At 71.6% G+C, this 23,994-nt stretch carries 24 protein-coding genes and 2 tRNA genes; 5 read left to right on the top strand and 21 right to left on the bottom strand.

Features of this window, described 5'->3' with window-relative positions; translation table 11 throughout:
* The first annotated feature begins 11 nt into the window (after nt 1-11).
* Together FHX44_RS24110 and FHX44_RS24105 are read left to right on the top strand one after the other, a co-directional pair.
* Nucleotides 12-1,823 carry an Hsp70 family protein gene (locus FHX44_RS24110; RefSeq protein WP_147257871.1) on the top strand — a complete coding sequence of 604 codons (1,812 nt, stop codon included), beginning with the start codon at nt 12-14 and terminating at the stop codon, nt 1,821-1,823.
* A 133-nt stretch (nt 1,824-1,956) separates the two neighbouring features.
* Nucleotides 1,957-3,093, top strand: a complete 1,137-nt coding sequence (locus tag FHX44_RS24105; RefSeq protein WP_147257870.1) for an NAD(P)/FAD-dependent oxidoreductase — start codon at nt 1,957-1,959, stop codon at nt 3,091-3,093.
* Between the two features lie 80 nt (nt 3,094-3,173).
* Here the strand turns inward: FHX44_RS24105 and FHX44_RS24100 are convergent, their stop codons facing one another.
* From FHX44_RS24100 to gltX, 4 genes are all read right to left on the bottom strand, one after another.
* On the bottom strand, nt 3,174-3,767 hold the full coding sequence (locus FHX44_RS24100) for a dihydrofolate reductase family protein (protein ID WP_246170556.1): 594 nt from the start codon (nt 3,765-3,767) through the stop codon (nt 3,174-3,176).
* Between the two features lie 517 nt (nt 3,768-4,284).
* Nucleotides 4,285-4,357, bottom strand: a tRNA-Glu gene (locus tag FHX44_RS24095).
* A gap of 52 nt (nt 4,358-4,409) precedes the next feature.
* A tRNA-Gln gene (locus FHX44_RS24090) sits at nt 4,410-4,481 on the bottom strand.
* A gap of 46 nt (nt 4,482-4,527) precedes the next feature.
* On the bottom strand, nt 4,528-6,021 hold the full coding sequence (gene gltX / locus FHX44_RS24085; RefSeq protein WP_147257869.1) for a glutamate--tRNA ligase: 1,494 nt from the start codon (nt 6,019-6,021) through the stop codon (nt 4,528-4,530).
* 60 nt (nt 6,022-6,081) lie between these two features.
* Between gltX and FHX44_RS24080 the strand changes: the two genes are divergently transcribed.
* Nucleotides 6,082-7,392: an FAD-dependent oxidoreductase gene (locus FHX44_RS24080; protein WP_147257868.1), complete on the top strand. Its 1,311-nt coding sequence runs from the start codon at nt 6,082-6,084 to the stop codon at nt 7,390-7,392.
* Between the two features lie 144 nt (nt 7,393-7,536).
* On the opposite strand, the gene FHX44_RS24075 is transcribed toward FHX44_RS24080, so the two are convergent.
* The 12 genes from FHX44_RS24075 to FHX44_RS24020 all read right to left on the bottom strand — a co-directional run bounded on the left by FHX44_RS24075 (nt 7,537) and on the right by FHX44_RS24020 (nt 14,795).
* Nucleotides 7,537-8,250: a permease gene (locus tag FHX44_RS24075; protein ID WP_147257867.1), complete on the bottom strand. Its 714-nt coding sequence runs from the start codon at nt 8,248-8,250 to the stop codon at nt 7,537-7,539.
* Between the two features lie 122 nt (nt 8,251-8,372).
* Nucleotides 8,373-8,939, bottom strand: a complete 567-nt coding sequence (locus FHX44_RS24070) for a hypothetical protein (protein WP_147257866.1) — start codon at nt 8,937-8,939, stop codon at nt 8,373-8,375.
* Nucleotides 8,940-9,066: 127 nt separating this feature from the next.
* Nucleotides 9,067-9,879 (bottom strand): DUF2382 domain-containing protein, encoded by an 813-nt coding sequence (locus FHX44_RS24065; protein ID WP_170309007.1) that lies wholly within the window; start codon nt 9,877-9,879, stop codon nt 9,067-9,069.
* Nucleotides 9,880-10,064: 185 nt separating this feature from the next.
* Nucleotides 10,065-10,451, bottom strand: coding sequence for an anti-sigma factor antagonist (locus FHX44_RS24060; protein ID WP_147257865.1), 387 nt, complete (start codon nt 10,449-10,451; stop codon nt 10,065-10,067).
* Between the two features lie 255 nt (nt 10,452-10,706).
* Nucleotides 10,707-11,285: an Asp23/Gls24 family envelope stress response protein gene (locus FHX44_RS24055; protein WP_147257864.1), complete on the bottom strand. Its 579-nt coding sequence runs from the start codon at nt 11,283-11,285 to the stop codon at nt 10,707-10,709.
* A complete protein-coding gene (locus FHX44_RS24050) occupies nt 11,285-11,818 on the bottom strand; it encodes a DUF6286 domain-containing protein (protein ID WP_147257863.1) in 534 nt (177 codons plus the stop codon). Before FHX44_RS24050 ends, FHX44_RS24055 begins: the two co-directional genes overlap by 1 nt.
* Nucleotides 11,815-12,282 carry an Asp23/Gls24 family envelope stress response protein gene (locus FHX44_RS24045; protein WP_147257862.1) on the bottom strand — a complete coding sequence of 156 codons (468 nt, stop codon included), beginning with the start codon at nt 12,280-12,282 and terminating at the stop codon, nt 11,815-11,817. Before FHX44_RS24045 ends, FHX44_RS24050 begins: the two co-directional genes overlap by 4 nt.
* Nucleotides 12,279-12,467 carry a hypothetical protein gene (locus tag FHX44_RS24040; protein WP_147257861.1) on the bottom strand — a complete coding sequence of 63 codons (189 nt, stop codon included), beginning with the start codon at nt 12,465-12,467 and terminating at the stop codon, nt 12,279-12,281. Before FHX44_RS24040 ends, FHX44_RS24045 begins: the two co-directional genes overlap by 4 nt.
* Before the next feature lie 15 nt (nt 12,468-12,482).
* Nucleotides 12,483-12,842 (bottom strand): hypothetical protein, encoded by a 360-nt coding sequence (locus FHX44_RS24035; protein ID WP_212612622.1) that lies wholly within the window; start codon nt 12,840-12,842, stop codon nt 12,483-12,485.
* Nucleotides 12,839-13,348 carry an Asp23/Gls24 family envelope stress response protein gene (locus tag FHX44_RS24030; protein WP_147257860.1) on the bottom strand — a complete coding sequence of 170 codons (510 nt, stop codon included), beginning with the start codon at nt 13,346-13,348 and terminating at the stop codon, nt 12,839-12,841. The genes FHX44_RS24035 and FHX44_RS24030 overlap by 4 nt, the downstream gene beginning before the upstream one ends.
* A 207-nt stretch (nt 13,349-13,555) precedes the next feature.
* The gene (locus FHX44_RS24025) at nt 13,556-14,182 is read right to left on the bottom strand and encodes an Asp23/Gls24 family envelope stress response protein (protein WP_147257859.1); all 627 of its coding nucleotides are present in this window, start codon (nt 14,180-14,182) and stop codon (nt 13,556-13,558) included.
* Nucleotides 14,183-14,195: 13 nt separating this feature from the next.
* A complete protein-coding gene (locus tag FHX44_RS24020; protein WP_147257858.1) occupies nt 14,196-14,795 on the bottom strand; it encodes an RNA polymerase sigma factor in 600 nt (199 codons plus the stop codon).
* A 475-nt stretch (nt 14,796-15,270) separates the two neighbouring features.
* On the opposite strand from FHX44_RS24020, the gene FHX44_RS24015 reads away from it, so the two are divergent.
* Nucleotides 15,271-16,101, top strand: coding sequence for an alpha/beta fold hydrolase (locus tag FHX44_RS24015; protein WP_147257857.1), 831 nt, complete (start codon nt 15,271-15,273; stop codon nt 16,099-16,101).
* Here FHX44_RS24015 and cimA read toward each other — a convergent pair.
* Complete coding sequence (cimA, locus tag FHX44_RS24010; protein ID WP_147257856.1) at nt 16,091-17,710, bottom strand: citramalate synthase; 1,620 nt, start codon at nt 17,708-17,710, stop codon at nt 16,091-16,093. The genes FHX44_RS24015 and cimA overlap by 11 nt on opposite strands.
* 561 nt (nt 17,711-18,271) lie before the next feature.
* Here cimA and FHX44_RS24005 point away from each other — a divergent pair.
* A complete protein-coding gene (locus FHX44_RS24005) occupies nt 18,272-19,252 on the top strand; it encodes a hypothetical protein (protein ID WP_212612621.1) in 981 nt (326 codons plus the stop codon).
* 37 nt (nt 19,253-19,289) lie between these two features.
* Here the strand turns inward: FHX44_RS24005 and FHX44_RS24000 are convergent, their stop codons facing one another.
* From FHX44_RS24000 to serA, 4 genes are all read right to left on the bottom strand, one after another.
* Complete coding sequence (locus tag FHX44_RS24000; protein WP_147257854.1) at nt 19,290-20,336, bottom strand: 3-isopropylmalate dehydrogenase; 1,047 nt, start codon at nt 20,334-20,336, stop codon at nt 19,290-19,292.
* Nucleotides 20,337-20,625: 289 nt separating this feature from the next.
* Nucleotides 20,626-21,177 (bottom strand): RNA 2',3'-cyclic phosphodiesterase, encoded by a 552-nt coding sequence (thpR, locus tag FHX44_RS23995; protein WP_170309006.1) that lies wholly within the window; start codon nt 21,175-21,177, stop codon nt 20,626-20,628.
* The gene (locus tag FHX44_RS23990) at nt 21,177-22,091 is read right to left on the bottom strand and encodes a ribonuclease Z (RefSeq protein ID WP_147257852.1); all 915 of its coding nucleotides are present in this window, start codon (nt 22,089-22,091) and stop codon (nt 21,177-21,179) included. Before FHX44_RS23990 ends, thpR begins: the two co-directional genes overlap by 1 nt.
* Before the next feature lie 166 nt (nt 22,092-22,257).
* Nucleotides 22,258-23,877, bottom strand: a complete 1,620-nt coding sequence (serA, locus tag FHX44_RS23985; protein WP_147257851.1) for a phosphoglycerate dehydrogenase — start codon at nt 23,875-23,877, stop codon at nt 22,258-22,260.
* Nucleotides 23,878-23,994: the final 117 nt, after the last annotated feature.

The following is a 23,994-nucleotide window of genomic DNA, read 5'->3' as shown; positions in this document are numbered from 1 at the left end:
GACGGGGGACGATGAGCTACCTGCTCGGCATCGACCTGGGTACCACGCGCACGGCCGCCGCGATCGGCAGGCGTGACGCGCGCCCCGGCGAGACCGAGATCGTCAACCTCGGCGACCGGGCCAGTGCCGTCCCGTCGGTGCTCTACCTCGGTGACGACGGCAGCGTCGTCGTCGGCGAGGCCGCCGAGCGGCGGGCGCTGAGCTCGCCCGACCACGTGGTCCGCGAGTTCAAGCGCCGAATCGGCGACCCCACGCCGCTGATCGTCGGCGGCCGGCCGTGGGCGCCGGAGGACCTCTCGGCCCGGCTCGTGCGCTGGGTGGTCGATCGGGTGGCGCAGCGCGAGGCCGGGCCCGCCGCCCGCATCGCGGTCACGCTCCCCGCTTCGTGGGGCCCGCACAAGACCGAGCGGCTCGGCGGTGCGCTCGCGGCGCAGGGGTTGCAGGTCTCCTACATCGCGGAGCCGCAGGCAGCGGCGCTGCACTACGCGTCGGCCGAGCGGGTGGAGCCCGGCTCGACGATCGCCGTCTACGACTTCGGCGGCGGCACCTTCGACGCGGCCGTCGTGCACAAGGACGGGAACACCTTCAAGCTGCTCGGCCGGCCGGAGGGCGTCGACCGCCTCGGCGGCATCGACTTCGACGAGATCGTCTTCCAGCACGTCGTCGCGGGGATGCCGGATGCGTTCGAGGGCCTCGACGAGAACGATCCCGCCGTGCTGTCCGCGATCGCGGCGCTGCGGCGCGAGTGCGTGGAGGCGAAGGAGGCGCTCAGCAGCGACACCGAGGTGTCGATCCCGGTGCTGACGCCCAAGGCGCAGGGCTCGGTGCGGATGCACCGCAGCGAGTTCGAGGCCGCGATCCGCCCGCAGGTCGAGGACACGGTCGACGCGCTGCAGCGCGCGGTGGCCTCGGCCGGGCTGGCGCCGCCGCAGCTGTCGGCCGTGCTGCTGGTCGGCGGGTCGTCCCGCATCCCGCTGGTCGGTCAGCTCGTCTCGGAGCTGCTCGGCCGCCCCGTCAGTGTCGACGCCGACCCGAAGAACGCCATCTCGATGGGCGCGGTGCTGTCGCTCCTGCCGACGCCCGCCGGCACCGGGCCCCGCCCACGCGTCCCGGCCCCGCGGGCAGGCGGTTCGGCACGGTTCCCGATCGCGGCAGCCGCCGCGGGGGCGCCGCCCCACGTCGGGGGTACGGGTGGGCCGCAGGGGCCGTTCGGACCGCCCGCAGGCCCTCCGGGCGCATACGGTCCCGGCCCGATGGGCGGGGCCCCCAGCTCGAGCCTTCCGCCGTACCGACCGGCGCCGCCCCCGCGACCGCCGGTGGCACCGCCACCGCGCCCGGCCACTCCCGCCTACGCCGCCGACTTCGACGACGAGCCGCCCTTCGAGCCGCAGTACGACTACGCGCCCGAGCCTCGCGGCAAGTCGCCGTCGTTCCTGGTGACGCTCGGCGCGGTGGCGGCGGCCGCCGCCGTCTTGGCCGCGGTGTTCCTGTGGCCGCGCCCCGACATCGAGCCGGCGAACGCGTCGACGCCGCGTACCCCTGTGACTGCCGAGCAGACCACGGAGCCGGCCCCGACGCCGACGCCGCGGCCGACCCCGTCGGAGGAGCCGCCGGCGACCCGCCCGGTCCCGCCTCCACCGCCGCCGCCGAGGCCCACGGCACAGCCGACCGTTCCGCCGACCTCTGAGCCGCCGCCGACGACCGTCCCGCCGACGTCGGAGCCGCCGGAACCCACTGAGCCGCCGACGCCCACCCCGACCCCCGACCCGTCCGACGCCAACCAGGGTGACGGCAGCCAGACAGCCGAGGCGCCCCCCCTCTGACGCCCGCCGGGCGGCGGGTGGCGCACGTCACGCAACGCGATGTCACACGGATCGAGTTCCCGGCGTCTCGTGCTCGATCGGTTACCCCGACGAGCGTCGCCGGTTCGTCCGGTGGCAAAGGGAGAGACGCGTGATGACAACACCCCCGCACATCGTGGTCCTCGGCGCCGGCTACACCGGCCTGACCGCCGCCAACCTGCTCGCCAAGCGCACGGGCGCCACGGTCACGCTGGTCAACAACCGCGACCGGTTCGTGGAGCGGCTGCGCAACCACCAGCTCGCATCCGGACAGCAGCTGCGCACCCTGCCGTTGCGCGACCTGGTCAGGCGCACCGGCGTCCGGCTGGTCGTCGACCACGTCACTCGCATCGACCCCGAGCAGCGGCGGGTGGAGCTGACCGGCGGCGAGCCGATCGGCTACGACCTGCTGGTGTACGCGGCGGGCAGCCACGAGGATCTGGACACCGTCCCCGGCGCGGCCGAACACGCCACCGCCGTGGCCACGGCCGAGGAGGCCGAGCGGCTGCGCGGCCGGATGCGCACCGCCTCGGCGGTCGCCGTGGTCGGCGGCGGGCTGACCGGTATCGAGGCCGCCACCGAGCTGGCCGAGACCTACCCCGACCGCAGGGTGCGGCTGACCACCAGCGGGGTGCTGGGCTCCACGCTGCTCGAGCGCGGCCAGGAGCACCTGTACCGCACCTTCGACCGCCTCGGCATCGAGGTCCGGGAGCACGCGCAGGTGGCCAAGGTCGCCGCGGACGGTCTGCTGCTGGAGAACGGCGAGCACATCGACGCCGACGTCGTGGTGTGGACCACCGGCTTCCGGGTGCCGCGCCTGGCGCGGGAGGCCGGACTGGCGGTCGCCGACAACGGGCGCATCCTCGTGGACGGCACGATGCGGTCGGTGTCGCACCCGGAGGTCTACGCCATCGGGGACGCCGCGTCGGCCCGCAAGCCCGACGGGCAGGAGGTGCGCATGGGCTGCGGGCCCGGCGGTTTCACCACCGCGTGCGCCGTCCGGGCGATCGAGGACCGCCTCGCCGGCCGCACCCCGCGTGAGCTGCGCCTCGAGTTCGACGGGCAGTGCATCAGCCTGGGCCGGAAGGACGGCGTGGTCCAGTACACCAACGCCGACGGCGGCCTGATCGGGCCGATGCTCACCGGCCGCACGGCCGCGATGTTCAAGGAGGCCATCGTGCGCGGGGCAGGCGGAGTAGGCCTCCGCCACCCCACGCTCGCCCTGGTCACCGCCAGCCGCAGCCTGGTCTAGCGAGCGACGTCCAGGGGGTGCCAACGCGGCGAGGGCGCCGCCTGGACGTCTGTCACGCTCGTCACGTCAGGGATCTCCGCCTATTTCTTGATCTCGTAGCGCAGAAGCACCACACCGTTCTCGAACCCGGTGGCCTCGACCAGCTTCAGGTCCTGCCGATCCTCGAAGATGCGCGTTCCGGCGCCGCGTGACGCCGGGCAGACCAGCATCCGGATTTCGTCGATGACGCCGGTGTCGAGCAGGAAGTGCATGAGTTTCAAGCTCCCCCACAGCCAGATGTCCTTGCCGCTCTGCTCCTTGAGCTCACGGATGGTGGCGGCCGGGTCGCGCGTCACGGTCGCGGCGGGGAACTCGCCCCAGGGGGCGTCATCCAGCTTCGACGAGGCGACGAACTTGGTGAGGTTGTTGAGCTTCTCGCCGTACGCGCCCTGCTCGACGGCGTGCGGCCAGTAGTCCTTGGTCTGGGTGTAGGTATTCGCGCCGAGAATCATGGTGTCGACCGAGTCGATGAACCCCATCAGGTTGTTCTTGAAGGGGTCGTCGGTGACCTCGTCGTCGAACGGTTCCCCTGACACGAAGCTCAGCCCGCCGTCCTCCTCCGCGGCGATGTTGTCGACGGTGACCCACTGCTGGACCACGAGCTTTCGCATGGCACCCCGGTCGGTGTCGTTCATGATGATCTCCCCTCGGCTCGGCCGTGTGTGCCCAGGCGCGCTGGAGTCGTCTCCTCCGCGGATCACCGCCTGGGCGGCGGACACCCCGGGGACGGAGCTGCACGCGGAACTTCGACACCGCCGACTGTGACGTACAACACAACGCGTGCCGCAGGTCAGTTGGCGTTGCGGCGGGCGCCGTTCCCGACCCGGGCGATATCGGTGCGTCACTCCGCGGACCGGCCACTACCGTGTGTCGACGTCATCGGCCGGGCGGAGCCTTGGGGCGCGAGGCGGGGGTCCGGGGGCGGCGCCCGGGTGTCGGCGCCTCCCAGAAGCAAGAAGCGTCGTGCGGTCCACGTCTTCAATGAGCACCCCTCGCCGAGCCACCTCACCGACCGTGCGGAACCTTGGGCCCGAGGCGGGGGGTCCGGGGGGGCGAAGCCCCTCCGGGCGGGGTCTGGGGGCTGCGCCCCCAGAAGAAAAAGCGAAGCGAGGTATGTCCACGCTCTCCGTGGACATACCTCGCCTACTCGCGTAGCCCCGACGGGATTTGAACCCGCGCTACCGCCTTGAGAGGGCGGCGTCCTAGGCCGCTAGACGACGGGGCCGTGGGAATTGCTCCGGTTTTGAGTTTATCAGACCGCTTCTGGAGCGTTTCCGCTGGGGTACCAGGACTCGAACCTAGACTAACTGAACCAGAATCAGTCGTGCTGCCAATTACACCATACCCCAAGGGTCCGCGTTCACCCGGGGGTGTCCGCGCCCTGTGTCCACCACTCTAGCCGAGGCTCGCGGCGCGCTCCAAACCGGCCCTCAGGCGCGCGAGTGAGCGCTCGCGGCCCAGCAGTTCCATGGACTCGTAGAGCGGGGGCGACACCGTGCGCCCGCTCACGGCGACCCGCACGGGCGCGAACGCCTTGCGCGGCTTGAGGCCCAGCCCGTCCACGAGAGCCGCCTTGAGGGCGTTCTCGATCTGCTCGGTGGACCACTCCGGGAGTGCATCGAGGCCGGTCAGGGCGGCTTCGAGCACGGGAGCGGCGTCGGCACCGAGGTTCTTCTCCGCCGCGTCGGGCTCGAGCTCGAAGCCCTCCTCCGGGACGAACAGGAAGCGCAGCATGCGCGCCGCGTCGGACAGGACGACGCTGCGCTCCTGCACAAGCGGGGCCGCCGCGGCGAGCAGCGCGCGCCGCTCCTCGGTGAGCGTGCCGGTGATCACACCTTCTGCTTCGAGGTACGGCTCGACGCGGCGGGCGAACTCCTCGACGGGAAGCGCTCGCAGGTGCGCCGCATTGATCGCCTCTGCCTTCTTGAGGTCGAATCGCGCGGCATTGCTCGACACCCGCGAGATGTCGAACGCCTCGACCATCTCGGCCATCGTGAACACGTCGCGGTCGTCGGCGATGGACCAGCCGAGCAGCGCCAGGTAGTTCAACAGCCCCTCGGGCACGAATCCGCGTTCGCGGTAGAGGAACAGGTTCGACTGCGGGTCACGCTTGGACAGCTTGCGATTGCCCTCGCCGGTGACGAGCGGGAGGTGCCCGTAGCGGAACGGACCGTTCCCGATCCCCACCCGCTGCAGCGCCTCGAGCAGCGCGATCTGGCGCGGTGTCGACGGGAGCAGGTCCTCACCGCGCAGGACGTGCGTGATGCCCATGAGGGCGTCGTCGAGCGGGTTGGTGAGCGGGTAGAGCGGAGTGCCGTCGCCGCGGGCGAGGACGAAGTCGGCCACCGTGCCGGCCTTGAACGTGACGGGCCCGCGCACGAGGTCGTCGAACGAGATGTCGCGGTCGGGCATCCGCAGCCGGAACACCGGCGAGCGTCCCTCGGCGCGGTAGGCCGCCTTCTGCTCGTCGGTGAGGTCGCGATCGGCGTTGTCGTAGCCGAGCTTGGGGTCGCGGCCCGCGGCACGGTGCCGCGCCTCGATCTCCTCCGGCGTCGAGTACGACTCGTAGACCTCACCGGCCTGCACGAGGAGACCGAGCGCGTTGCGGTAGGAGTCGCGGCGCTCGCTCTGCCGGTACGGCCCGTGCGGACCCCCGACCTCCGGGCCCTCGTCCCAGTCGAGGCCGATCCAGCGCAGCGCGTCGAGCAGCGCGTGGTACGACTCGACGGAGTCGCGCCGGGCGTCGGTGTCCTCGATGCGGAACACGAAGGAGCCGCCGTGGTGGCGGGCGTACACCCAGTTGAACAGGGCGGTGCGGATCAGTCCGACGTGCGGGGTGCCCGTCGGCGACGGGCAGAAGCGCACCCGGACGTCGTTGCCTGCAGTCATGATGCGGGTAAGCGTATCGAGGGCTGGCCAGCGGGTTCCGACCGGCGTAGAATTCAACAAATGTTGAGCAGCGAGCGCACGACCTGCATCGTCGTCGGGGGAGGCCCCGCGGGCCTGGTCCTCGGTCTGCTCATGGCGCGTGCCGGTGTGGACGTCACCGTTCTCGAGAAGCACGCCGACTTCCTGCGCGACTTCCGCGGCGACACCGTGCACGCGTCCACCCTCACGCTGCTCGACGAGCTCGGCCTCGGCGAGCGCTTCGCCGCCCTTCCCCAGCGGAGGATCGACCGCGCGCAGATACAGCTGGACCAGGGCGTCGTGCAGATCGCCGACCTGTCGCGGCTGCCCGGGGCCCACCAGCACATCGCGCTGGTGCCGCAGTGGGACTTCCTCGACCTCGTGGCCGAGGCCGCCGAGGAGGAGCCGACCTTCACCCTGCGCCGCAACGCCGAGGTGATCGGCCTCGTCCACGACGGAGGGCGCGTGGCCGGTGTGCGCTACCGCGACCGCACCGACGGCTCCGAGCACGAGGTGCGGGCGAGCCTCACGGTCGCCTGCGACGGCCGGGGCTCCGTGGTGCGTGCCGCCGCCGGTCTCGTTCCGCGCTCGTTCGGGGTGCCGATCGACGTCTGGTGGTTCCGGCTGCCCCGTCGCGACACCGACCCGGTGGGTGGCGTCGGGCGGATCTCGAGCGCGCAGTTCGCCGTCATGATCGATCGTGGCGACTACTGGCAGTGCGCGTTCCTCATCCACAAGGGTGCCGACGCCGTGATGCGCGCTGCGGGCCTCGAGCGGTTCCGCGAGCGGATCGCGGCCCTGCTGCCCTGGATGGCCGACCGGCTCGAGGCGCTGGAGTCCCTCGACGACGTCAAGCTGCTGGACGTGAAGCTGGAGCGGCTGCGCACCTGGCACCGCGACGGGCTCCTGCTGATCGGCGACGCGGCGCATGCGATGTCGCCCGTGGGCGGCGTGGGCGTCAACCTCGCCGTCGCCGACGCGGTGGCCACCGCGAGGCTGCTCGCGCCCGCGCTGCGCTCCGGCGGGATCGTGCCGCGTTCGGTGCTGCGTCAGGTCCAGCGGCGCAGGTGGTGGCCCACCGCGCTGATCCAGGGTGGCCAGCGCCTCGCCCACCGGGCCGTGTTCACCGGCCGCGGTGCCACCGCGAGCACGCCGGCCGTGGACGCCGCCCCGGCGGGCCTCGCCGACGGCGCGGTGCCGATCGCCCCCACCGAGGCGCTCCCGCTCCCCCTGCGCCTGGTCCGCCGCTTCCCGGTGCTGCAGGGCGTGCCGGCGCGCCTCATCGCGATAGGTCCACTGCCCGAACACGCACCGGACTGGGCCCGCCGCACCACGGAAGTCACCGCCCGCTGACCCGCGGCAGGCCTGTCGACGCGGCGGCAGAGGCCCGTAGGGGCGTCTACCACCAGGTGCGGTGGAGATCCGGGTGGCGCTCACCGCCGGTCCGGACGGCTGACGCCATCCGGACCCGGCGGAGCACAGGTGCCGTCGTCGCGATCAGGCAGCAGGGGTGCGATGTCCGGTAGCGGAGTCCTCGCGGTTTCGCCAGAGCCTCGATCCGGCGATGCCTCCGACCGCGGCGGCAGCGGCGGCTGCGCCCAGTCCGAGGGCGGCCCAGCCGGCCGTGTCGCGGGCGGTGTCCAGCGCCCGAGCCGGGTCGACGGCCTGCTGTGCGGCCTGCGCAGCATCGGGTGCCTGGGAGGCGACGCTGGCAAGCGGCCCCAGCAGAGCGGTGCCACCGATCAGGGTGAGGGCGAGAATGCCGAGCACACTCAGCGTCCACACCAGGACACCGTGGAGCATTCCGTCACCTGCCGTGCGCCAGATCGTGCTGGCGCCGGCCGTGAGTCCGCCGACGAAGAAGGCGATGAGCGCCAGGACGCCCGTCACGACCCCCGCGGCGACACCGGACCCGTCGCGACCATCGAGCCCCAGGTCGAGCCAGCCCAGCGCGAAGAACAGCAGTTGCAGCACGATGAACACGGTCAGCACGACCGCCGCACCGGCCCAGATCGGGCCCCACCGCACGCGGTCGCGGCGGTCCTCGGCGCGATCGGTGGCGGGTCGTTGATCGGGATGTGGCGCGACGATCGAACCGGTCGACGTCGCCCGCGCCTGCGCGGGGTAGGGATCAGTTGCGATCGGGAAGTCCTCGGTGCTGGCGTGGGTCGAGCCGGCGGCGCGGTAGGCGCCCTGGTCACGAGTGGACATGTTCTGGTCCTTGTGTTCGGCAGTGCGGTGCTTGGAGTTCGGCGGAGCGGGTGGATGTGGGGCATGCGAGTCCGGTGTCCACCCCAACCGGTTCGTCGTGCTGACTGCTGCCGGCGGCATCGTCATACGGCGGAAAGCCACCGCGCGGGCTTGGCCAAGATCCCGGGTAGCTGCTGGCCGGGTCGCTGCTGCTCGCCCTCCACCGCGTTGAGCACGGCGATTCCGCCGGTGAGAGCGGGAACGAGCCATTGCGCGACCTTGAGCTGCTGCTGGGCCTTCGCCACACCGGCGGGGGTGTCCGACCCGGGGTCGGTGCCACCCTCGACCGGAGCGCCGTCGGCCTGCTCGAGCATCCTGCCCAGCACACGGCTGTAGGCGGTCACGCCGAGCGCTGCGATGGTCAATGCGGTTTTCGCGGCGGTGGAGGCGCCGACGCCACGCTGGGCGGCGACCCGCCCCTTGTTCGCGAACAGCAGCCCCGCGCCGCCGATCAGGTGGGCGGCGATCGCAGCCAGGTTGACCGGAGCCCACCGGGCCCACCCGGCGTTGGCGACGTGCAACCGCTGGTTCGGGTCGGAGACCTCGGCGGCGGCACCGTTGACGGCGACGGCGCCGGCGAGCGTGCCGCCGAACCATGCGGCGAGTCCGAGGTCGTGCATGCTGCGGACGATCGTGTTGCGCTGTGACATACATCTGTCCCTTCGGTGGTCATTCGGGCTGCACGGGCCGTGGCGGGAGCCCCCCTCACAGCTCCCGCCACACCTCGACAGCTCGTTCTCCGGATCCCGAGCCGTTCGCTCGGCTGGCCGAGGAGTGTCAGTTCTCGTTCCGGTCGCGGAGGCCGGAGTCGATGCCGTCGGTCTCGATCTGCTCCTTGCGGATGGTCTCGTCGACCTGCTGCTGCTCGGTGACGGTCTCGGTACCCAGGCGGACCCGCTCGACCGGGACGGTCTCCTTGTGCACCACGGCCCGCTCCTCGGTGAGGGTGATCTCGTGCTCCTCCTCGGACAGGTCCGGACCGGACACCGCCTCGCCGCGGTTGGCGGCGGTGATCGGCTCGCGTTCCACGGTGACCTCTTCGCGCGAGACGGGCACAGTGGTGGAGATGTTCTCGGTGACGATGTGCTTGCGCAGCCGGGCCCGCCCGGACTCGCGCTGCTCGGTACCGACGTGCAGCTGCTCCTCGGAGCGGGTCATCGCTTCGTCGGTCGTCGGACCGGAGATGTCGCGGCCCTCGATCTCGGGCTCGCCCGTGCGGTCGCGCGGCGAGTCCCCGCCGGATCCGACCTGTTCTCCGCCCGCGGGACCGGCGGCGCCGAGCCCGTAGTGGCGGTACAGGTCGTCCTCGTCGGCCGGACTGATCGCGGTGTCGGGATCGTGGTGCGGGGCATCGTTCAGCGCGGCCTTGTCGAACGGCACGGTGAGGGCGTTGCCGTCCCAGCTGCACGCGCCCAGCGGCACCAGCGAGACGTGGCCGCCGAAGATGCCGGTCTTCACCGCGGCCCATGCAGGCCGGTTCGTCTCGTTGTCGAAGTAGATGGAGTCGATCTTGCCGAGGCTCTCGCCGTCGGTGCGGTGCACCGGCGCGCCGATCATCGTGTTCGGGTCGGACATGTTCGCGGTCGTCATGGCGTCCTTCTTCGCCGCAGCACGTAGCGCTACGGCGGTTCGGTCGAAGCCCCGGATCGGGGGGCTGGATCAATACGGGCCAGGATCAACGGGCCAGGATCAATACGGGGCAGAGCACGCCCGGCTCCTGTATCACCCTTGTCCTGGATACCCGCCGGGGTGCCCCCCAACCCATTGCAGCGAAATCAGGTAGGTGATTTTTCTGGCCTTGTCGCCGTGGTCGAACGACGGTCGAGAATGGAGTCGAGTCCGCAGATCACGATCGGTGTCCGCACCGGGCGGTGATCCGTACCGGTGAGAACGAGGCGACCGCCGACCAGGCGCAATCGCGCCGCCAACTGCAGCAGCGCGGTGAGTCCCGCAGCTCCCAGGAAGCTCACGTCGCTCATGTCGAGAATGATCACGGCCCCGCCGTAGAGGCCATCGGCGAGGCCGGCCACCTGCGCGGCGTTGGAGCCGTCGATCTCACCCTTGAGCTGCACCGCGACAGTACCGGTCGGCACCTGACGATGTCGGACCCACATGATCGACAGCTGACTTGCGACCCGCGTCCCCACGTGATCAGCTTTCACCGGACGCTCCGTGTGTCATCAGATCGCCTGCGAGCACGGTTGACATGAGATCGATCATTCGAAACATCGCTCGGAAATCATCGTCTTTTCATCCCAGCGGCCGATGCAGCGAATGGCGTATCGAGTTCGAGGAGGCCGAGAATTCACTCGACGTCCCTCACGGGCGGGTACGCGCCGGACGCGCGCAAGAGGTTCATGGTCCTGACACGGCCCTCGAGATCGGGTTTTCGCCTCCAAAGGAAATGATGCCGACGATCAGCCGGTTCGGGCGCCGCCGGCGGTGACCAGGCGCAGCAGCACGTCGGCGTGCAGCGCGGGCAGGTTCAGGGCCTGTGTGAGGCGAGGGATGGCGTCGGTACCGATCCGGCGGCGGAGCTCGGAGATGTCGGCGTGGTCGTCGGCCGACACGCGGAGGTGCAGGTGCGGGTGCTGGTGCGGGCCCGTCAGGCTGGCGGTCGTCGATCGCACGCCCGGATAGTCCTCGATCTCCTCGGCGAGCGGGCGCACGGCAGCGGCACTGCCGATGTGCGTGGTGCCGGTGCTGGTGTCGGGTGAGAGCTGCCAGTTGCTGCCGGCGGGCCGCCGGACCGTCTGGGCGATCAGCCAGCGCAGCGCCAGCAGCCCGATGATGACGGCTACGGCGGCGGCACCCGGTGGCCCCCAACCCGGGACGACCAGTCCCGGCGGAAGCAACGGCGCATCAGCCGCAACGGGCAGAACACCGCCGAGGCGACCGGTGCCGATCAGCAGGACGACCGCGCCCGCAGCGAGGCAGAGCAGCCCGAGGAGGGCGAGAACGGTGCGGTTGAGCCGCGCGGGACGGTTCGGGTTCATCAGGCGCTCCGATCCGAGGTGACGGTCACCCGAAGTCGCGCGGGTCGGGCGAGGTCGATGTCGTCGAGGCGTTCGGTGACGAGCTCGCGGACCAGTTCGGGCAGCCCGGAGCGGTCCCGGAGCGGGGTGCGGGCGTTCACCGTGACGGTTCGCGCACCGACCCTGACGCGCGCGTCGGTGATGCCGTCCGCGCGCCGTGCGTGACTCGTCAGGTCACGGGCCAGGCTCCGACGAGAGATCCCGGCAGCGGTGAGGTCATCGCCCGGGGCCAGGGCCAGCACCTGCGGGCGCCCCGGAAGCAGGCCACACGCCAGCAACACGAGCCCGACCAGGGAAAGGATCCCACCTGCGGCGAGGACGCGAGGGTCGTTCCAGGTCGTGTCGCGCCCCAGCTCCGCGAGGGTGCGGAACGCAACCAACGGCGGGATACCGGCGATCAGCTGGATGCAGGAGATCGCCACGACCACGGCGGCGACGAGAAGCACCAGACCGACGATCGTCGCGGGCACGGTGCGGCGGGGGCGGCGGATCATCGGATCACCCGCCGAGGGCCGGCCGGGCGGTGCAGGGCGGCGACGATGACGTCGACCATGCCGACGCGCTTTCCGGTGAGTTCCCCGACCCGCTCGACCAGCCTCCGCCGGACCCGGTCGGTCACTTCGTGCACCGGGTCGGGGTAGGTCACCGACAGCCGGATCCGCAGCGACACCGTCTCGCCCGCCACGGTCGACTCCACCCGCGGGGCCTGCTCGGCATCCTCGCCGGTCACCGCCAGACCCAGCACACGCCGGGCCGCGCCGCCAACGCCGGGCTCCTCGGCGACGATCCGGGCAGCGATGGACTCGATGACCTGATGGCCGACCGTGGTCCGACCACGGTCGGCGACCGGGTCCAGCCGGTGCGCGGGCACGGTGAGGTCGACAGCCACGCCGCTCGGACGGACGCTGATGCGCCCGGCCGGATCGGCCGAGGTGGCGCCCCGGGCGGCCTGCCTCATCGCGGGCCGCGGTCTCGGGTGCCTGCACCGAACGCGGACAGGTCGAGCTGCCCGTCGAGGAACCGGCCGACCAACGCTCCGAGCGCGCCCATCAGTGCGACGATGGCCATCGCGCCGAAGCCACCCCACGCGGCCGTCACCCCGAGCACCAGACCCACGGCCAGGCCGATCACTGTGAGTTTCACGAGGATCACTCCTTCTCAGGCGGTTCTGGCGGCGTCGTCGATGGGGGACGTGCGGTCGTCTCCGGGTAGCCGTTCCCCGGGCAGCAGGAGGTCCTCGACGATGACCGTCACCGGCACGCCGGGCACGACCGCTCCCACCGCGGCTCGGACCTGGGAGGCGATCTCGGCAACACTCGCCGGATAGCAGCCGACGACCCCGACCACTGCCTCGTCGCTGGACAGCGTCACGCCGGGTACCCGTCGCCCGGGCAAGTAGGTGGTGCACCGGCCGAACAGTCCCCCGTGCAACCCGGCGACCGCGGGACAGGCCCGCGCAGCCTCGGCGATCAGGTCGACCACGTCGATCGGGTCGACCGGGTCGGGCCGGCCGCTCACGTGACGCGCGCGGGTTCCGAGGACTCGTCGGCGCGGTCCTCCTCGGGCAGGTGCAGGTCGTTGACGTTGATGTTGACCTCGACGACCTCGAGGCCGCTCATCTGCTCGACCGCCCCGATGACGTTGCGGCGGATCGACTGGGCCAACTGCACGATCGGGACCCCGTACTCGACCACGATGTCGAGGTCGATCGCGGCCTGCTTCTCCCCGACCTCGACGGTGACCCCACGACTCGAACTGGCTCGGCCACCCGGGATCCGCTCGGTGAACGCCCCGAGGGTCCGGGAGGCGCCCCCGCCGAAGTCGTGGACGCCGCTCACCTCACGAGCGGCACGACCGGCGATCTTCTGCACGACGGCGTCGGCGATCGTGGTGCGACCCTGGCTGCTCGCCAACGCCTCGCTGCCGGACCCGCCACCGGTCGTCGCTACGGCCCCGCTGGGTCTGGCCGTGTTGGCAACGCTCGTGGAACGCGTTGAGGGCTGCTCCTTGGCAGAACTGGTCATCCGCTCGATCTCCTTCGATCAGAACCGGTGGATCGCCCTCGCTGGTACCCACGAGAAGCGTTGCGGTCATGTCTGGTGGACACGGCGGAAGGGAGGACCTCACGTACGCCTGCTGTGACGTGCAGCACAGCGAGTGGGCGGTGTGGCAGGCAGCCCCGCCAAGACCTGCTGGAACGATGGCCGCGCTCCGGCTGCTCGAAGACCCGGCTATTCGAAGATGTCGTCGATGATGACCGTGACCTGCACCGGTTCGAGATCGGTGAGCGCCCGGACATCGGCGGTCACCGCCTCGCGGACGTGCTCGCCGAGGCGGTGCAGGTCGACTCCGTAGTCCGCGGCCAGGGTGATCTCGATGGCAGTGCTGCGTCCGGCGACACCCGCGACGACCTCGGCGTCACCGGCCGGGTTATCGGCGTTACCGTCGGCTCGGACGTCGGGCCCATCGCCGGTACGGCCGGTGATGCGCTTGCTGAGGGCCACCCGTACACCGGGCACCGCCTGAGCAGACTCTCGGGCGATCACGACCACGACCCTGGCGGAGATGCGGGTACGGCCCCGCGCCGACTCGAGCACCCCGTAGTCCATGTGCTCCACCGCGCCCCGGATCCGACGCAGAGCGGTCTCCACGACGCTGTCCGGTGCACTCGGCTTGTCCGTCGCCAGCTCCGTGAGCGGGGCCCACAGTCGCTCGTACTCGGCCAGGGCCGCGTGGCAGTGCGGGCACCGCCGCTGATGAGCGTCGCGTTCGCCGCCGCGGCCGGCGGCGACCTGAGCCAGCACGTCCTCGGCCCGCCTGCCGCACGTCAGGCGTTCGCCGCGGGCGTCGTCGCTCATGAGCGGTGCTCGCTCATGACCAGTTCCGCAGGGACGCCAGCACACTCAACCGCGCTCGATGCAGACGTCCTCGCACTGCGTCCTCCGAGATGTTGACGACGGCAGCAACCTCCCGATAGGTCAGACCCTCCAACTGGTGTAGCACGATCACGGCCCGCTGGTCAGGGGGTAGAGCCGCGATCGCCTCCATCGCCGCCCCCGCCCGCTGGCGCGCGATCACCGTATCCTCCGCGCCGGCCACCGGTTGTGGATCGCCCTCGAGTACGGGGCGGGTCCAGCGACGGCGTCGGATCTGGTTCAGACAGCGATTGACCACGATCCGATACAGCCACGTGGTGAACGAGCTCGCCCCGGTGAACCCGGCCAGTGCGGTCCACACCTGGATCATCACGTCCTGCGCGATGTCCTCCGCGTCGTGCCGATTGCCCAGCATTCGCAGCGCGATCCGGTAGATCCGGTCGCGGTGGCGGCGTACCAACACCTCGTAGGCGTCCAGGTCGCCGGTCCGCGCCTTGTCGATGAGCCACCTGTCGGCATCGTCATCGAACTGCCCGGCGCTCGCCCGCTCGGTGGCCCGGCCGGCGTTGACCTGATCGGCGTCGTCACGATGCACCGATGATCCGCCCGCTCCTCCGTGGCCGAGGTGAATCGCACCGGGTTCTGTGAAGGCCCTGAAGCCACGGGCGAGTGGACGGTCCCGCCCAGATCGTCCGAGCGCCCCGCGCGGTGCTCGGCCGGGTCGTCCTCAACCCGAGTAGAGGCGGGAACCGGCTGGGCCGGAACCGGTGTCGCGGCCTGCGGGGTGCTCGCTCATGACTCGCCTCCAGACGCTCGGTCTTCTGATACCCCGCATGCACGCGCCGAACCTGACGAAGCCGGCGACCACACCCCCGCCGGCTGCAGCACAGCGCCGACCGCGGTTCCCCGCGACCTGCATCGGAGTGCCCGTCACTTCGCTCGCGGACGAGATCGATCAACTCGGGCCCGAGCGACGGGGAGCAAGCGCCGCATTACCTCCGGAGTCATCGACCGCTGTACCTACGCGGCGACAGGCTGGAGGCCGTCACCGACCGAAGGAGGACGCCCCGATGCCCTACTTCACCAGCCAGGACGGCACCCACCTCGCGTACGAGGACTACGAGACGGGCAGCGGCACCGGCGAGCCGATCGTGTTCGTCGCCAGCTGGGTGCTGGACACCGACATGTGGGAGTACCAGATCCCGTTCTTCGCCGAGCGCGGGTACCGCTGCATCGCGCTCGACCGGCGCGGGCACGGCCGCTCCGACCGCCCCTCGACCGGCTACGACATCGACACCACGGCCGACGACCTCGCCGCGCTGCTCGAACACCTCGACCTCACCGGCGTCACGCTCGTGGGGCACTCGTTCGGCGGCGCCGAGGTGGCCCGATACCTGGCCCGCCACGGCGAGGGGCGAGTGGCGCGCGTCGCGCTCGTCTCCGCGGTCGTGCCGCTGTTGAAGCAGACCGACGACAACCCGGACGGGCTCCCGGAGGCCGCGCTGGAGGCCACGATCGCGCAGTTCCGGACCGACCGGCCGCACTGGTTCGCCCGGCAGGCGCAGGTCTGGTACGCCACCCACCTGGGCAACGAGGTGTCGCCCGCCCTGATCGACTGGACGCTTCGCAAGTGCCTCTCGGCCTCGCCGTGGGCGACCACCCAGCTGATGCGGTCGATGTTCCACGCCGATCACCGGGCCGGCTTGCGCGAGATCACGGTTCCGACGCTGGTGGTGCACGGCGCCGCGGACACGTCCGCGCCCGTCGACCTCACCGGACGGCGCACCGCGCAGCTCGTGCCCGGCTGCCGCTACGTCGAGTACCCGACGGCAGGGCACGGCCTGTTCGTGACCCACGCCGGACAGCTCAACGCCGACCTGTTGGAACTGCTCAAGAGCTGACGGCGACCGGGCCGCGGTCGCGAAGCGCCGCGTAGGCGAGCGCGTCGACGAGCGCAAGCCAGGACGCCTGGACCACGTTGCCGTGCACGCCCACCGTGGTCCAGGAGCCGGCGTGGTCGGTGGACTCCACCAGCACGCGGGTCACCGCATCGGTGCCGTGGCTGAGGATGCGGACCTTGTAGTCCGAGAGCTCCACCTTCGCCAGCCACGGGTAGTGCGGTGCCAGCGCGGCACGCAGCGCGGCGTCCAGGGCGTTGACCGGGCCGTTGCCCTCCTGGGTGGCGATCAACCGCTCCCCGTCCACGACGACCCGGACCGTCGCCTCCGCGACCACAGCGCCGTCTGCGCCGTGCTCGATGATCACGCGGTAGGACTCCAGCCGGAACGGCGCCGGCGCGTCCTCGCCGATCGCCGAGCGCATGAGCAGCTCGAGCGAGGCGTCAGCGGCCTCGAACGACCAGCCCGCCGCCTCCCTCTCCTTGACCGTGCGCGTCACCGAAGACACCGCGTCGGGATGGCCGGCCAGGTCCAGGCCGAGCTCGTTCGCCTTGAGCTCGACGCTGGCCCGGCCGGCCATCTCGGTGACCAGCACCCGCTGCCCGTTGCCCACGTCCACGGGGTCCATGTGGTTGTAGAGCTCCGGGTCCACCTTGATCGCACTCGCGTGCAGGCCCGCCTTGTGGGCGAACGCCGACGTCCCGACATAGGCCTGGTGGGTGTCGGGAGCGATGTTGGCGATCTCCGCCAACGCGTGCGAGGTGCGGGTCAGCTCGCCGAGCGCGCCGTCCGGTAGGACGGGCATGCCCAGCTTGGTCACCAGGTTCCCGACCACGGCGAACAGGTCGGCGTTGCCGGTCCGCTCGCCGTAGCCGTTGGCGGTGCACTGCACGTGCGTCGCGCCGGCCTGTACCGCGGTGACCGAGTTGGCCACCGCGGAGCCCGTGTCGTCCTGGCAGTGGATCCCGAGGCGGAAGCCGGTGCGCGCGGCCACCTCGGTCACCACCTCGGCGATGCCCAGCGGGAGCATGCCGCCGTTCGTGTCACACAGCACCGCGACGTCGGCGCCTGCGGTCATCGCCGCCTCCAGCACGCGCAGCGCCGTGTCCGGGTCGAACTTGTAGCCGTCGAAGAAGTGCTCGGCGTCGAGGAACACCCGCCTGCCCTCCGCGCGCAGGAACGAGACGGTGTCGGCGACCATCGCGCAGTTCTCGGCGACGTCGGTGCGCAGCGCCCGCTCGATGTGGCGCCGGTCGGACTTGGCCACCAACGTCACGGCCGGGGCCTGGGAGTCCAGCAGGGCCCGGACCTGCGGGTCCTGTGCCGCGGTCGTCCCGGCGCGCCGCGTCGAGCCGAACGCGACGAGCACCGCGTGGCGCAGCTCGAGCTCCCCCGCCGCGGCGCGGGCGAAGAACTCGGTGTCCTTCGGCATCGCGCCCGGCCAGCCGCCCTCGATGAAGCCGACACCCAACGCGTCCAGGTGGCGGGCGACGGCCAGCTTGTCGGCCACCGAGTAGCTGATGCCCTCGCGCTGGGCCCCGTCCCGCAGCGTGGTGTCGAAGACGTGGAAGTCGTCGCCGAGCGGGGTTCCGGCCGGTTCGGTTCGGGACATTCGTGGGGCTCCTGGCTGTCGGGGGCGCGATCCGGGCAACAAAAAAGACCCCCCGCGGGTGCGAGAGGTCTGCGCGTCGGCCGTGGTGCTGGTTAGCCGACGCGCTCGTCAATAATGATCACGCAGAGGTGCTGCACGCCGCGAGTGTGGCACGGCGCGTTCCACGGTGTCACACCGGCCGCCCACATGCTGGGATCGGCGTCCCCTTACCGCGCCGCTGCCGCGAGCCGCGGGACGAACTCGTCGAGCAGGTACGGGAGGCTGGGCACGCTGGAGAACGGCAGCGCGTCGTAGTCCGTGCCGACCGGATCACGCGTCGGCTTCCAGGCGCAGGTCGCGGCCGCGCGTCTCCGGCATCCGGATCGCCGTGCGACCCTAAGCGCCCGAGCGTGCTCCCGCAGGCTGGCACATCCGAAGTTCAGGAAAGCCACATTCAGGGCCGCTGAGGGCTTGAATGTGGCTTTCCTGAACTTGGTTGGGCCATTCCGGCCCGTCCATCCTCAGGCCCGGGGATCATCACCGAGCATGGCGTCACCGCGAACCCGCGCCCGCTTCGAGGCGGTGCGCTCCGCCTTCCCACTCGGCGTGGCGACTGCCCGACAGCTCGTCGGGATCGGCTTCAACGAGCGCACGGTGTACAAGCGGTGCCTGCCAGGTGGGCCGTGGCGCCGGCTGCTTCCCGGCGTCATCGGGCTCTTCACCGGCACCCCTACCGTCGAGCAGTACGTGCGTGCGGCACTGCTGCTGGGTGGCCCAGACGCGCTCGTCACCGGTCTGGAAGCCTGCCGACGACACGGCATCCGGCGAGGGCCTGTCCGCGCGGCCGAAATCAACGGGTCGCCACCCGAGGTCCACGTTCTGATCCCGGCAACTCGCCAGGTCCGCTCGGTGGGCTACGTGCACGTCGAGCGGACCAACCGGCTTCCAGCCCCGATCGTCAGGGGCGGCATACCGCTGGCGCCGGTCGCACGGGCATGCATCTACGCCACGCGTCGTCTCTCACGTCCCGGCGATGTGACCGAACTGCTGTCGGACGCCGTGCAGCGCGGGCTGTGCACGATCGGCGCACTCGGCGAAGAGATCGAGGACACCACGCGCCGCGGCACCGCGATCCCCCGCGGTGTCCTGCAGGACGTCGCGGAGGGTGTCCGCTCCGCGGCGGAACGCCAGGCGAAGGCCCTGTGGCAACGCGCAAGGCTGCCGGAAGCGCGCTGGAACGTCTCCGTGTACGACGAGGCCGGGCGCTTTCTCGGTATCGCTGACTGCTGGGTCGACGACGTGGCCATGGTCTGGGAGACAGAGTCCACCGAGTGGCACCTCAGCCCGGCCGATCACGATGCCACGGTCGAGCGGGCTGCAGCGTTCACCGCCGCAGGTGCCGTCTACACGGCGACCAAGCCGAAGAAGCTGCGCACAGACCCGCAGGGTGTCATCGCGATCCTCCGTGCGACTTACGAGCGAGCACGCGCCCGACCGCGGCCCCGTCTCACGGCGGGCCCTCCACGTTCAGGAAAGCCACATTCAGGGCTCGCAAGGCCCTGAATGTGGCTTTCCTGAACTTCCGGAGCCGCGCCGACACCTACGACGTCGGGGAAGGGGTGGCTCGCGCGCTCACCAGGGCTGCCAGGCGGTCGCCGATGGACTGGGTGTGGCCGGTGGCGCTGTGGTCGCGGGTGGCCAGGTCGAAGGCGACGGCGGCCTCGATGCGGCGGGCGGCGTCGCGGTTGCCCAGGTGGTCGAGCAGGAGGGCGACCGAGAGGACGGCGGCGGTCGGGTCGGCGATGCCCTGGCCCGCGATGTCGGGGGCGCTGCCGTGCACCGGCTCGAACATGCTCGGGTTGCGGCGGCTCACGTCGAGGTTGCCGCTGGCGGCGAGGCCGATGCCGCCGGTGACGGCCGCTGCCAGGTCGGTGAGGATGTCGCCGAACAGGTTGTCGGTGACGATCACGTCGAACCGGCCGGGGTCGGTGACCAGGTGGATCGTGGTGGCGTCGATGTGCTGGTATGCCACCGAGACCTCGGGGTGCTCCAGCGAGACCTCCTCCACGATCCGCGACCACAGCCGGCCCGAGAAGCTCAGCACGTTGGTCTTGTGCACGAGGGTGAGGTGCTTGCGCGGCCGCCGCGAGGCGCGCTCGAACGCGTCGCGCACCACCCGCTCCACGCCGAACGCGGTGTTGGTGCTCACCTCGGTGGCGATCTCGTGCGGGGTGTCCTTGCGCAGGATGCCGCCGGTGCCGACGTACGGGCCCTCGGTGCCTTCGCGCACGACGACCAGGTCGATCTCACCGGACGACGCGAGCGGCCCGCGGACGCCCGGGTAGAGCCGTGCGGGGCGCAGGTTGACGTGGTGGTCGAGCTCGAACCGCAGGCGCAGCAGGAGGCCGCGCTCCAGGATGCCGCTGGGGACCGACGGGTCGCCCACGGCGCCGAGCAGGATCGCGTCGTGCTGCTGCAGCTCGGTGAGCACCGACTCCGGCAGCAGCTCGCCCGTGGAGTGCCAGCGTGCGGCGCCGAGGTCGTAGGTGGTGGTCTCGGCCCCCGGTGATACCTCGTTGAGGACTTTGAGCGCCTCGTCGATGACCTCCGGCCCGATGCCGTCCCCCGGAATGACCGCAAGGCGCATTGCCGATGTCCTCTCTCCGTCTGGCCCCGAAGCAGCCGGGCGCACGTTACCGGCCGCGACGGCACCGCTCCGCCGTCCGCCACCCGATCGCGGTCACCCGGTCGCGTGAATCTGATGCGAAAGCGGATCACCACGCCGCCTTCCCGGCGCGGGACACGCCCCCGAGCGGGCCATTCTGCCCCTCCGGCCGACCGCCACGAACGGGGCCCCCGCTCTTGGTCAGCACCCGGTCGGCGGATGCCGATCCGTCCGAACGCGCGCACACAGTTGCGACCGGAACGGTTAGTGATCAACTTCCGGTGAGCGGCCACGACGCCAGCGGTGCGTAGCGGGACGTGCGCTCGGGTCCGGCGCCGAGCCGGCTGTGCACGAGGTGCAGCTCGCCAGCGGTCCAGCTCCGCCCGGTGAAGCCGGCCAGTGCGTCGACGACGGGCCGCAGGTCGGCTCCCTCGCGGCCGCGGGCGAGCGTGAGGTGGGGCCGGTAGGGCCGGTCCTCGACGTCGATCCCGGCCCTCGTGGACGCCGCCCGCACGGAGGCGGCGAGCCCGCGCAGCGCCACGAGGTCACCGGTGACCCGGGTCCAGAGCACCCGATCACCGAACCGGCCCGCCCCGTGCAGCGCGAGCCGCATCGGCGGGTGCCGGGTGGCCGTGCGGCCCAGCCGGCCCGAGAGATCGGCACGCGCCTCGTCACCGACCTCGCCGAGGAACGTCAGCGTGAGGTGCCACTGGTCGGGCCGGGTCCAGCGCAGCTGCGGGTGCGCCGCGCGCATCGCCGCTGTCGCCGAGCGCAGCTCGTCCAGCGCATCGGGCGGCGGGGTCACCGCCACGAAGAGCCGCATCATCCCCGCCTTGGCATCGGCACGCGGGCGAGGTCCTCGGCCACCACGACCTCGCCGCCGAACACCTCCGCCGCCTCGGCCGCGAAGGGTGCGGGGTCGGCGTAGCGCTGGGAGAAGTGAGTGAGCACCAGCCTGCGCACGCCGCAGTCGGCGGCGACCGACGCCGCCTGCCGCGCCGTCAGGTGCCCGTACGTGCGCGCGAGCTTCTCGTCCTCGGTGAGGAAGGTGGACTCCACCACGAGCATGTCCACCCCGTCGGCGAGCGCGTACACGGCGTCGCAGAGGCGGGTGTCCATGACGAAGGCGAACCGCTGGCCGCGCCGCGGCACGCTCACGTCCGCGAGCCGCACCTCGCGCCCGCCCACCACCAGCACCCCCTCCCGCTGCAGCCTGCCCACGTCCGGCCCGGTGATCCCGCGCTCGGCGAGCCGTACGGGCAGCATGCGCCGCCCGTCCGGCTCGGTGAAGCGGTAACCGAAGGCCTCGACCGGATGGTCCAGGCGCCGCGTCTCGAGCACACCGGACGGGCCGGAGGCGAGCACGCCGTCACGTTCGACCGGCTCCTCGCGCAGGTCCGCGATCTCGTGGAAGGAGCTGGCATGCCTCAGCCGCGCGAAGTACTCCCGCCCGGACGCCGGGTAGTGCGCGATCACCGGATGCGCGACGCCGTCCAGCGAGAGCCGCTGGACGACGCCGGGCACACCCAGGCAGTGATCACCGTGGAAGTGGGTGATGCAGATCCGGGTGATCGCGCTGCTGGGCACGCCCGCCAGCAGCATCTGCCGCTGCGCGCCCTCCCCCGGGTCGAAGAGGAAGCCCTCGCCGTCCCAGCGGAGCAGGTAGCCGTTGTGGTTGCGGGTGCGGGTCGGGGTCTGGCTGGCAGTGCCCAGCACGACGAGCTCCCGACCCGCCACCTAGCACCCCCCGCCGGAAGTCCACCGCGTATCTCGACGACCCGGCCTCCCGCTGGCCGCTCCGGCGAACCGGCCGAGTATGTCCAATACGAGGCGCGGTCCGCCGGCACCCCCAGCGAAAGCCTGGATCCGCCGATACACGCAGCGGACTCCCGGCGGGGGGCTATCAGTCGAACGAGATCAGGCGGGTGGTCCTGGCCCCGACGGAAGCGCCGATGGGCTCGAGGACACCCGGGTCCACCGGCCGGTCGACGCGCAGCAGCATGATCGCGTCGGTGCCGTCGGTGGTCTGGCTGATCTGCGCCGCCTCGATGTTGACGGCCGCCTCGCCGAGCAGTGAACCGACCCGGCCCATGACGCCCGGACGGTCGGCGTACTCCAGCAGGAGCACCTCGCCCTCGGCGCGCAGGTCGAAGTGCCTGCCGTTGACCTCGACCAGCTTCTCCACCTGGGCGCGGCCGGTGAGCGTGCCGGACACGGTGATCGACTCGCCGTCCGGCATCGCCGCGCGCAGCTGCACGACGCTGCGGTGGTTCTCGCTCTCCGGCGCCGTGGTCAGCTCGACGTCCACCCCGCGCTCGGCGGCCAGCGCCGGCGTGTTGACGAACGTGACCTGGTCCTCGACGACGTTGGTGAACACCCCGCGCAGGGCGGCGAGCTGCAGCACCGAGACGTCCTCGGAGGCGAGCTCACCGGCGACGTCGACCGTGACGGTGGTGGGCAGCCGCCCGGCGACGGCGTAGAGCACGGTGCCGAGCTTCTGCACCAGCGGCAGCCACGGCCGGACCTCCTCGCCGACCACGCCGCCCACCTGCACGTTCACGGCGTCCGGCACGAACTCGCCGGCCAGCGCCAGCTGCACGGACTTCGCGACGTCGGTTCCGGCGCGGTCCTGCGCCTCGTCGGTGGAGGCGCCCAGGTGCGGGGTGACGACCACCTGCGGCAGCTCGAACAGCGGGCTTGAGGTGGTGGGCTCGGTGACGTAGACGTCGATGCCGGCGCCGCCGACGTGCCCGCTGCGCACGGCCTCGGCCAGCGCGTCCTCGTCGACGAGGCCGCCGCGGGCGGCGTTGACGATGATCACGCCCTTCTTGGTGAGCGCGAGCTGGTCCTTGCCGATGAGGCCGAGGGTCTCGGGGGTCTTCGGCAGGTGGATCGAGATCGCGTCGGCGCGGCGCAGCAGGTCCTCGAGGTCGGTGAGCTCGATGCCCAGCTGGGCGGCGCGGGCCGGTGCGACGTACGGGTCGTAGGCGATCAGGTCGACGCCGAACGCGGCGAGCCGCTGGGCCACCAGCTGGCCGATCTTGCCGAGACCGACGATGCCGACGGTCTTGCCGTTCAGCTCGACACCGGTGAACGAGCTGCGCTTCCACTGCCCCTGCCGCAGGCTCGCGTCGGCGGCGGGGATGCGGCGCGCCGCGGCGAACAGCAGCGCGACGGCGTGCTCGGCGGCCGAGACGATGTTGGACGTCGGCGCGTTGACGACCATGACACCGCGGGCGGTGGCGGCGGGCACGTCGACGTTGTCCAGCCCGACACCGGCGCGGGCCACGACCTTCAGTCGCGTGGAGGCGGCGAGGGCCTCGGCATCGACCTTCGTGGCCGAGCGGACGAGCAGGGCATCGGCGTCGGCGATCGCGTCCAGCAGCGCGGGGCGGTCGGTGCCGTCCACGTGGCGGATCTCGACGTCGTCACCGAGAAGGGCCACCGCGGACGGCGCGAGCTTCTCGGCGAGGAGGACGACAGGGCGGGTTGCTGCCTGTCCTTGGCTGTGGACGGTGCTCACGGCGGTTGCAGGGCTCCCGGATCGAGGTCTGGTACGGCCCCGATCGTAGAGCCGCTGATGGGGCCGGGGACGGCGGCGTGGGCGGGGCGACACCCGAAGGGGACGAACCGCCCGCGC

The sequence above is a fragment of the Pseudonocardia hierapolitana genome, assembly GCF_007994075.1.
In the GTDB taxonomy this organism is placed as follows: Bacteria; Actinomycetota; Actinomycetes; order Mycobacteriales; family Pseudonocardiaceae; genus Pseudonocardia; species Pseudonocardia hierapolitana.
The sequence above is the reverse complement of the archived record's forward strand: the minus strand, read 5'-3'. Positions and strand labels throughout refer to the sequence as shown.

What these genes read in the sequence shown, in the direction of transcription:
- FHX44_RS24110 (WP_147257871.1), top strand. Translation starts at nt 12, where the DNA reads ATGAGCTACCTGCTCGGCATCGACCTGGGTACCACGCGCACGGCCGCC.
- FHX44_RS24105 (WP_147257870.1), top strand. Translation starts at nt 1,957, where the DNA reads ATGACAACACCCCCGCACATCGTGGTCCTCGGCGCCGGCTACACCGGC.
- FHX44_RS24100 (WP_246170556.1), bottom strand. Translation starts at nt 3,767, where the DNA reads ATGAACGACACCGACCGGGGTGCCATGCGAAAGCTCGTGGTCCAGCAG.
- gltX (WP_147257869.1), bottom strand. Translation starts at nt 6,021, where the DNA reads ATGACTGCAGGCAACGACGTCCGGGTGCGCTTCTGCCCGTCGCCGACG.
- FHX44_RS24080 (WP_147257868.1), top strand. Translation starts at nt 6,082, where the DNA reads ATGTTGAGCAGCGAGCGCACGACCTGCATCGTCGTCGGGGGAGGCCCC.
- FHX44_RS24075 (WP_147257867.1), bottom strand. Translation starts at nt 8,250, where the DNA reads ATGTCCACTCGTGACCAGGGCGCCTACCGCGCCGCCGGCTCGACCCAC.
- FHX44_RS24070 (WP_147257866.1), bottom strand. Translation starts at nt 8,939, where the DNA reads ATGTCACAGCGCAACACGATCGTCCGCAGCATGCACGACCTCGGACTC.
- FHX44_RS24065 (WP_170309007.1), bottom strand. Translation starts at nt 9,879, where the DNA reads ATGACGACCGCGAACATGTCCGACCCGAACACGATGATCGGCGCGCCG.
- FHX44_RS24055 (WP_147257864.1), bottom strand. Translation starts at nt 11,285, where the DNA reads ATGAACCCGAACCGTCCCGCGCGGCTCAACCGCACCGTTCTCGCCCTC.
- FHX44_RS24050 (WP_147257863.1), bottom strand. Translation starts at nt 11,818, where the DNA reads ATGATCCGCCGCCCCCGCCGCACCGTGCCCGCGACGATCGTCGGTCTG.
- FHX44_RS24045 (WP_147257862.1), bottom strand. Translation starts at nt 12,282, where the DNA reads ATGAGGCAGGCCGCCCGGGGCGCCACCTCGGCCGATCCGGCCGGGCGC.
- FHX44_RS24030 (WP_147257860.1), bottom strand. Translation starts at nt 13,348, where the DNA reads ATGACCAGTTCTGCCAAGGAGCAGCCCTCAACGCGTTCCACGAGCGTT.
- FHX44_RS24025 (WP_147257859.1), bottom strand. Translation starts at nt 14,182, where the DNA reads ATGAGCGACGACGCCCGCGGCGAACGCCTGACGTGCGGCAGGCGGGCC.
- FHX44_RS24015 (WP_147257857.1), top strand. Translation starts at nt 15,271, where the DNA reads ATGCCCTACTTCACCAGCCAGGACGGCACCCACCTCGCGTACGAGGAC.
- cimA (WP_147257856.1), bottom strand. Translation starts at nt 17,710, where the DNA reads ATGTCCCGAACCGAACCGGCCGGAACCCCGCTCGGCGACGACTTCCAC.
- FHX44_RS24000 (WP_147257854.1), bottom strand. Translation starts at nt 20,336, where the DNA reads ATGCGCCTTGCGGTCATTCCGGGGGACGGCATCGGGCCGGAGGTCATC.
- thpR (WP_170309006.1), bottom strand. Translation starts at nt 21,177, where the DNA reads ATGCGGCTCTTCGTGGCGGTGACCCCGCCGCCCGATGCGCTGGACGAG.